Source organism: Caulobacter sp. BP25 (genome assembly GCF_002737755.1).
Taxonomy (GTDB): domain Bacteria; phylum Pseudomonadota; class Alphaproteobacteria; order Caulobacterales; family Caulobacteraceae; genus Caulobacter.
The window spans coordinates 1-6,366 of record NZ_PEGH01000016.1 but is presented as its reverse complement, the minus strand read 5'-3'; the positions used below and the strand labels follow the sequence as shown (position 1 = coordinate 6,366).

7 protein-coding genes and 2 pseudogenes are annotated in these 6,366 nt (G+C 68.7%); 7 read left to right on the top strand and 2 right to left on the bottom strand.

All coding sequences use genetic code 11. From position 1 onward, the window contains the following. From CSW59_RS10165 to CSW59_RS21815, 7 genes and pseudogenes are all read left to right on the top strand, one after another. Positions 1-189 (top strand): annotated as a pseudogene (locus CSW59_RS10165) (aspartyl beta-hydroxylase); the annotation flags it as partial. 215 nt (positions 190-404) lie between these two features. Further along, complete coding sequence (locus CSW59_RS21825) at positions 405-986, top strand: tetratricopeptide repeat protein (protein WP_369825767.1); 582 nt, start codon at positions 405-407, stop codon at positions 984-986. Positions 987-991: 5 nt separating this feature from the next. Then, a complete protein-coding gene (locus CSW59_RS21820; protein ID WP_369825766.1) occupies positions 992-2,122 on the top strand; it encodes a sulfotransferase in 1,131 nt (376 codons plus the stop codon). A 3-nt stretch (positions 2,123-2,125) separates the two neighbouring features. Next, positions 2,126-3,094 (top strand): aspartyl/asparaginyl beta-hydroxylase domain-containing protein, encoded by a 969-nt coding sequence (locus CSW59_RS10155; protein ID WP_099443937.1) that lies wholly within the window; start codon positions 2,126-2,128, stop codon positions 3,092-3,094. Beyond that, entirely contained in the window at positions 3,091-4,224 is a 1,134-nt protein-coding gene (locus CSW59_RS10150; protein ID WP_099443936.1) for a TIGR03364 family FAD-dependent oxidoreductase, read from the top strand. Before CSW59_RS10155 ends, CSW59_RS10150 begins: the two co-directional genes overlap by 4 nt. Then, a complete protein-coding gene (gene phnX / locus CSW59_RS10145) occupies positions 4,221-4,769 on the top strand; it encodes a phosphonoacetaldehyde hydrolase (protein ID WP_369825765.1) in 549 nt (182 codons plus the stop codon). Before CSW59_RS10150 ends, phnX begins: the two co-directional genes overlap by 4 nt. Next, on the top strand, positions 4,766-5,035 hold the full coding sequence (locus tag CSW59_RS21815) for a hypothetical protein (RefSeq protein WP_369825764.1): 270 nt from the start codon (positions 4,766-4,768) through the stop codon (positions 5,033-5,035). The genes phnX and CSW59_RS21815 overlap by 4 nt, the downstream gene beginning before the upstream one ends. Here the strand turns inward: CSW59_RS21815 and CSW59_RS21350 are convergent. Together CSW59_RS21350 and CSW59_RS21620 are read right to left on the bottom strand one after the other, a co-directional pair. Continuing rightward, complete coding sequence (locus tag CSW59_RS21350; protein ID WP_236632200.1) at positions 5,032-6,000, bottom strand: HD domain-containing protein; 969 nt, start codon at positions 5,998-6,000, stop codon at positions 5,032-5,034. The two genes, CSW59_RS21815 and CSW59_RS21350, sit on opposite strands and share 4 nt — an antisense overlap. A 12-nt stretch (positions 6,001-6,012) precedes the next feature. Continuing rightward, positions 6,013-6,069 (bottom strand): annotated as a pseudogene (locus tag CSW59_RS21620) (hypothetical protein); the annotation flags it as partial. Positions 6,070-6,366 lie beyond the last annotated feature (297 nt).

Here is a 6,366-nt window from a genome sequence, read left to right as displayed (position 1 = left end):
ACGACCCATCCCGGCGTGGTCTCGTTCTTCGGCGGAGCCGAGCATCACTTCCCGGTCGGCGAGGCCGTGGAGGTCGATAATCTTGGCCCCCATTGGGTGCGCAACGGCGGCGAGACCGACCGCATCCACCTGATCTTCGAGTACTATGACGCCGACCAGCCCGATCCGGACTGGCTGGCGCGTTGCTGAGCGCGAGCGTCGCGCCGTGATCCCGTCCAAGGACCTGGACGAGCGCGAGGCTTTGTTGCGCGAGGCGCGCGAGCTGCGCGAGCGGCGGCGGGGCGCCGAAGCCCTAGTGGTTCTGGACCGCATGCGGGACCAGCACCCCGCGCTTCAGTCGCCTCCATCAGGAGCGGGGACACTGCCTGATCGCGCTGGGCGATGGCGCGGCGGCGATCGCCGCCTTGCGCGAGGCGGTCGCGCTGAACCCGGCGCTTCCGGCCTGCTGGGACATGCTGGAGCAGTTGTATCGCCTGCGGGGCGAGCTTGCCGAAACCAGCATCGCGGCCCAGCGTCTGGCCGCGCTGAAGCAGCTTCCGCCGCCGGTCGTCGTAGCCCAAAGCCTGCTCGCTGATGGTGACCTTGAGCCCGCTGAGGACGTTCTGACGGACCATCTGCGCGCGGCCGGCGAGACGGTCGGCGCCTTGCGCCTCCTGGCCCGCATCCGTCTGGAGCGCGGGGCATCGGCGGATGCTGAAGCCCTGCTGGCGGCGATCCTCGATCAAGCGCCGGACTATCATGAGGCGCGCTTCGACTACGCCATGGTCCTGCTCCAAGGGCAGAGGCATCAGGCCGCCCGGCGGGAAGCCGGGCGGCTGCTGGCCCTCGCGCCCGACAACCGAGCATACCTGAAGCTGTATGGCGCGGCCTGCCTGGGTCTGGGCGACTTCGAACCGGTGATCGACCTTTATGCGCGCCTTCTGGCGGGCCTTGCGAGTCGGCGGACGAGATCGCCGACCTTCGGCTGTGGCGGGCCAACGCCCTGAAGGCGATGGGGCGCGGCGCCGAGGCGATCGCCGACTATCGCGCCGCCTTGTCCGCTCGGCCCGACCACGGCGTCGCCTGGTTCAGCCTGGCCAATCTGAAGACCTATCGTTTCACCGACGACGACATCGCGCGCGTGACCGCCGCCGAGGCCGGGCCGGGACTTGCCGATATGGACCGAATCTACCTGCGTTTCGCCCTCGGCAAGGCGCTGGAAGATCAGGGTGACTACGCCGCATCGTGGCGTTTCTACGCGCGAGGCAACGCTCTGCGCCGGGCTTCAAGTCGCTATCAGCAGCCTGTCGCCGAACGCTGCGGCGAGCAGTTGAAACAGGCGCTGACCGCCGAAGTCTTCGCTGAGCGGGTCGGGTGGGGCGTCGATGATCCCGACCCGATCTTTGTCCTGGGGTTGCCACGTTCGGGCTCCACGCTGATCGAACAGATCCTGGCCTCCCATTCCCAAGTCGAAGGCACGCACGAATTGACCAAGATCGGCCGCTACGCTGGCGAGCTGTGCGGTCGCGATCCCGATTGCGGCTTGCCGACCAATCCTGCAGCCCTGCTGGACCTGACGGCCGCGCAGGCGCGCGCGCTGGGAGAGCGGTTCCTGGACGAGACGCGGGTCTATCGCCGCCTGGGGCGGCCGTTCTTCATCGACAAGATGCCCAACAACTTCTGGCACATCGGGCTGATCTACCTGATCCTGCCGCGCGCAACCATCATCGACGTACGGCGCGAGCCGATGGCCTGCGGTTTCAGCAACTTCAAGCAGCTGTTCGGCACGACCAATCAGGAGTTCACCTACGGCCTGGACGACATCGCCGGCTACTACCGGATCTATCTCGACCTGATGCGGCACTGGGACGCCGTCCTGCCGGGGCGCGTTCTGCGCGTTCAGTACGAGGACGTCGTCGAGGATCTGGAGAGCATCACGCGGCGCATGCTGACTGCCTGCGGACTGCCGTTCGAGCCGTCGTGCCTGCGCTTCCACGAAACCCGTCGCGGCATCCGCACGCCCAGTTCGGAACAGGTGCGCCAGCCCATTGGCCGCGAGGGGCTGGAGCAATGGAAGCGCTACGCACCGTGGCTCGAGCCGCTGCGCGTAGCGCTAGGCGATGTACTGGGGGAGGCGGCCTGAACCATGCGGCTTTCACGACCCTTCTTCCAGTTGCCCCTCTTGTTCGATGTCGCCCGACTGCAGGCCGAGGTCGCGGCCCTGCCGCCTGAGGCTTGGGTGGCGCATCCGGATCAAGTACCCGGCAACAGCGCGGTCCGCCTGATCACCGCAGGCGGCGGCGAGAACGATAGCGTGCACGGACGCATGGCGCCGACGCCCTGGCTGGAGGCCATGCCCTATCTTAAGCAGGCGCTGGCGGGCTTCGGCGTCGTCTGGAGCCGGTCGCGGCTGATGCGCCTGGCGCCGGGCGCGGGCGTGCCGGAACACGCCGACATCAACTATCACTGGCACACGCGCGTGCGACTGCACATTCCGGTCGTCACTTGGCCCGAGGTCCGGTTTCACTGCGACGGCGAGGCCGTGCACATGGGCGCGGGCGAGGCCTGGGTCTTCGATAACTGGCGGCGTCATCACGTCGAGAACAACGCAAGCGCCGAGCGGATCCATCTCGTCGCCGACACAACAGGCACGGCGGCCTTCTGGCGGTTCGTTCAAGCCGCTCCGCCGCCGCGCGCGCAATGGCGCAAGGTGGCTTATGATCCGTATACAGAATACTCGCTGCTGGCCGAAGTTAATCAGCGCTTTCCGATCATGCCGGCGGCCGAGGTCCAGTGGCTGCTCGACGATCTGCGCGCCGAACTTGCCGCCGCTTCGGACGGTCCGGAGGCGCGCGCGCGCATCGTGCGGTTCAGCCAGCTTCTGGAGAGCTTCGCGTTCGACTGGCGACAGCTCTGCGCCTTGCATGGCGTCGACGGCGCCGCAGCCCCGGAATTCCAGCGCCTGGCGATAGCGCTCCGCCAAACGGCCCCGCTGTTGGCGGATGGACTGGTGATGCGCACCAATGGCGTCAGCGCGCTGCTGGTGCTGGAGAAGCGCGTGCTGCAGCATCTGGTCGCCGAAGACGCGGCGCGCCAACGGGAAGGTCTGTCTTGAAGCAAGGTTTCGACGTCGCCGTTGTCGGCGCGGGTATCGTGGGACTGGCCCACGCCCTGGCCGCCGCGCGGCTGGGCAAGCGGGTCGTCGTGGTGGATCGCGACGCCCAGGCCAACGGCGCCTCGGTGCGTAACTTCGGCTTCGTGACCGTGACCGGCCAGGAACGGGGCGCGGTCTGGAGCCATGCGCGTCGGTCGGCGGACGTCTGGCGCGAGGTCGCGAGCGCGGCCGGCGTCGAGGTCCTTCAGAGGGGCCTGACGATGGTCGCCCGACGTTCCGAAGCCAGGGCGGTGCTCAAAGCGTTTCTGGAAACCGAGATGGCTGAGGGCTGCGCCTGGCGCGATGTCGGGGGGCTGGGTGACCGGCTGCCGGTGGGAGGGCAGGTTCTCGGCGGCCTGACCAGCAGCGTCGATCTGCGCGTGGAGTCACGCACCGCGATCCCGCGCGTGGCGGCCTGGCTGGAGGCGGCGCGGAGCGTCACCTTCCTGCGCGGCGTGGCCGTTCGCAGTGTCGAGACCGGGCGACTGGAGACCTCTGCGGGCGTCATCGAAGCCGACGCCATTGTTGTCTGTCCGGGCGATGACCTGGCGACCCTGTTTCCCCACAGCTTCGCGCGGGCGGGCGTCACGCGCTGCAAGCTGCAGATGCTGCGCCTGGCCGATCCGGGCTGGCGGCTGCCCTCGCCGGTCATGTCCGACCTCGGCCTCGTCCGCTATCTCGGCTATGCCGACCTGCCTGAGGCCAAGGCTCTGCGGGCGCGCCTCGAGGCCGAGCAGGCCGCGCATCTGGAGCATGGCGTCCATCTGATCGTCGCCCAGAGCGCCGACGGTTCCTTGGTGGTGGGCGACAGCCATCACTATGCGCGAACGCCGGATCCCTTCGGCCGCGACGATGTCGACGCCCTGATCCTGGACGAGTTTACGCAGGTGTTCGGCCAGGCGCCGCCGGCGGTTCTGGAGCGTTGGACCGGGACCTACGCCTCGGCGGCGGGGCATAGCCTGGTCGAGACGCCCATGCCGAACGTGCGGCTTGTGGTGGTGACCGGCGGGACCGGCGCCTCGACTGCCTTTGGTCTCGCCGAGACTGTCGTCGCCGACCTGTTTGACCTTCCCCAAGGAGCCTTCGTGTGACCCAAAGCCCAATCCAGGCCGTTGTCTTCGACTGGGCCGGCACGATGGTGGACTTCGGCTGCCGCGCGCCGGTGCTGGCCTTGTTGGAGGTGTTCGCCGAGGCCGGCGTCGAGATCACCGAGGCCGAGGCGCGTGGCGATATGGGCCGGGCTAAGCGCGATCACATCCGCGCTCTGCTGGCGGCGCCGCGCGTCGCCGAGGCCTGGCGAGCGCGTCATGGCCAAACTAGCGACGAGGCCGACGTCGATCACCTGCACGACGCCGTTGAGCCCAAGATGCGCGCGGCCGCGCGAGACTGCGCCGCCTTGATCCCGGGTGCGGCGTCTCTGGTCGCGGATCTGCGCGCGCGAGGCGTTCGGATCGGTTCGACGACCGGCTACACGCGCCCGATGATGGCTGACATTCTGCCGCTGGCGGCCGATCAGGGCTATGCGCCGGACGTCGTGGTCTGCGCCGGCGAGACGAGCGAGGGGCGTCCCTCGCCGCTGATGATGTGGAAGGCGCTTGTGGACTTGGGAGCCTGGCCGTCGCGCGCGCGTGCGTGAAGGTCGACGACGCGGTCGTGGGGATCGCCGAGGGGCTGGAGGTCGGCGCCTGGACGATCGGGCTCTCGGCGTCCGGTAACGGCGTGGGCCTGAGCGGGGCGGCGCTGGCTGGCCTGCCAGTCGACGAACGGGCCGTGCGCGTCGCCGCGTCCGCCAAGGCCTTGGCGGACGCCGGCGCACACTATGTGGTGGAGACGATCGCCCAGCTGGGCCCGGCGCTGGCCGAGATCGAAGTGCGGATCGCGCGGGGCGAGCGACCGAGCTAGAGTTTGCCGGCTTGGTCGATCAGACCGCGCATCAGATCGTGATAGCTCTCGAAGCTGGCGACGTCGGCGTCCAGATCCTTGCCGGCCTCGTCATAGTCACGGAGCCTTTGCGCCGCCACGGCGTACGGATCGGCCAGGAAGACCTTGATCTCGTCAGGGCGCATTGGGCCGCCCTGTAGGGCCAGGCTCTGTTGAGAGGCGTCGCTGAGGCGGCTGGCATAGGCGGGGTCCACGGCGACGCGATAGCGCTTGGCCGCCACATGCAGGCGGATCGGCTCGGTCACATCAGGCCCGAAGGCGCGGGCCAGATAGCCGGCCCCGATCTGCTCGTGGCGCGTGTCGATGCCCCGGTCGGCCGCGTCTTCGCCGATCTTCTGCATCAGGTGACCGACGTCGTGCAGCAGGGCGGCGGCGACCAGGGCGGGCGAAGCGCCGTCCAGCTTGGCGTGCAGCGCCGTCTGGAGGGCGTGGTCCATCTGGGTGACGTCCTCGCCATAGTGCAGGTCGCCCAGACGGGAGAACAGGTCGGTGATCTCGGCCAGAAAAGTGTCGGCCGGGGAACTGGAGGTCATGCGATGTCCATTGGATAGCGGCCTACAGGCGCATACGCCCGATACCTGGATCGGTGCGGCTGGCTTGGCCGGTTTCGATGTGACCGGCCAGACGCTGAAGGAAGGTGGAATCGTCGCGTGGGTCAGGGTCAGGTCGTACCAGTGGTCGCTGCCGCGCAGGTCCCAGACGGTCTGGGCCGCTTGCGCGGCCTTCAGGGTCACGGTCTGGCGTGCTTGGCCGTCGGATAGGGGATAGGCTTCGTCCATCTGGGCGATCACCAGCCCGGCACGGCCGCTGGCCAGCCGCAGCACCAGACGCGCATGCGCGTCGGGCAAGACCTTGATCGAGGGCTGGGTGCGAGAGGTGTCTCCGGCAAAGCGACGATAGAAGCCGTTGGGGCCATGGACGGTCAAGTCATAGGGGCCTGGCGCGCGGCCTGCTTGGTTCCAATGTCCCGCTGCGTAGGCTCGACCCGCGGCCAGGGTGAAGCGCCATGGTCCCCTGATCGGTGTTGTCGAGCACCTGGAACACCGCTCCCGCGCGCCCGGCGTTGACCAGGTCGATCCAGACCTTGCCATCCTTCACCCGAGCGTCGGCTGACAGCAGGTAGGGCAGGGCGCGCGCGCCGCGTTGCGGCCCCCTGGGCCGAGGCGGTCTGGATGGCCGGAATTCGCAGGGTCGGCGCGGCTTTGGAGCGGGCCACGCGCTGCATGTAGTCGGCCGTCGCAGGCAGGGTCACGGCCGACCAGTCCTGGTTTGGCGCCGCGAAATCGAAGGCT

Coding starts and splice junctions, on each gene's coding strand:
- CSW59_RS10155 (WP_099443937.1), top strand. CDS start 2,126: ATGCGGCTTTCACGACCCTTCTTCCAGTTGCCCCTCTTGTTCGATGTC.
- CSW59_RS21820 (WP_369825766.1), top strand. CDS start 992: ATGGGGCGCGGCGCCGAGGCGATCGCCGACTATCGCGCCGCCTTGTCC.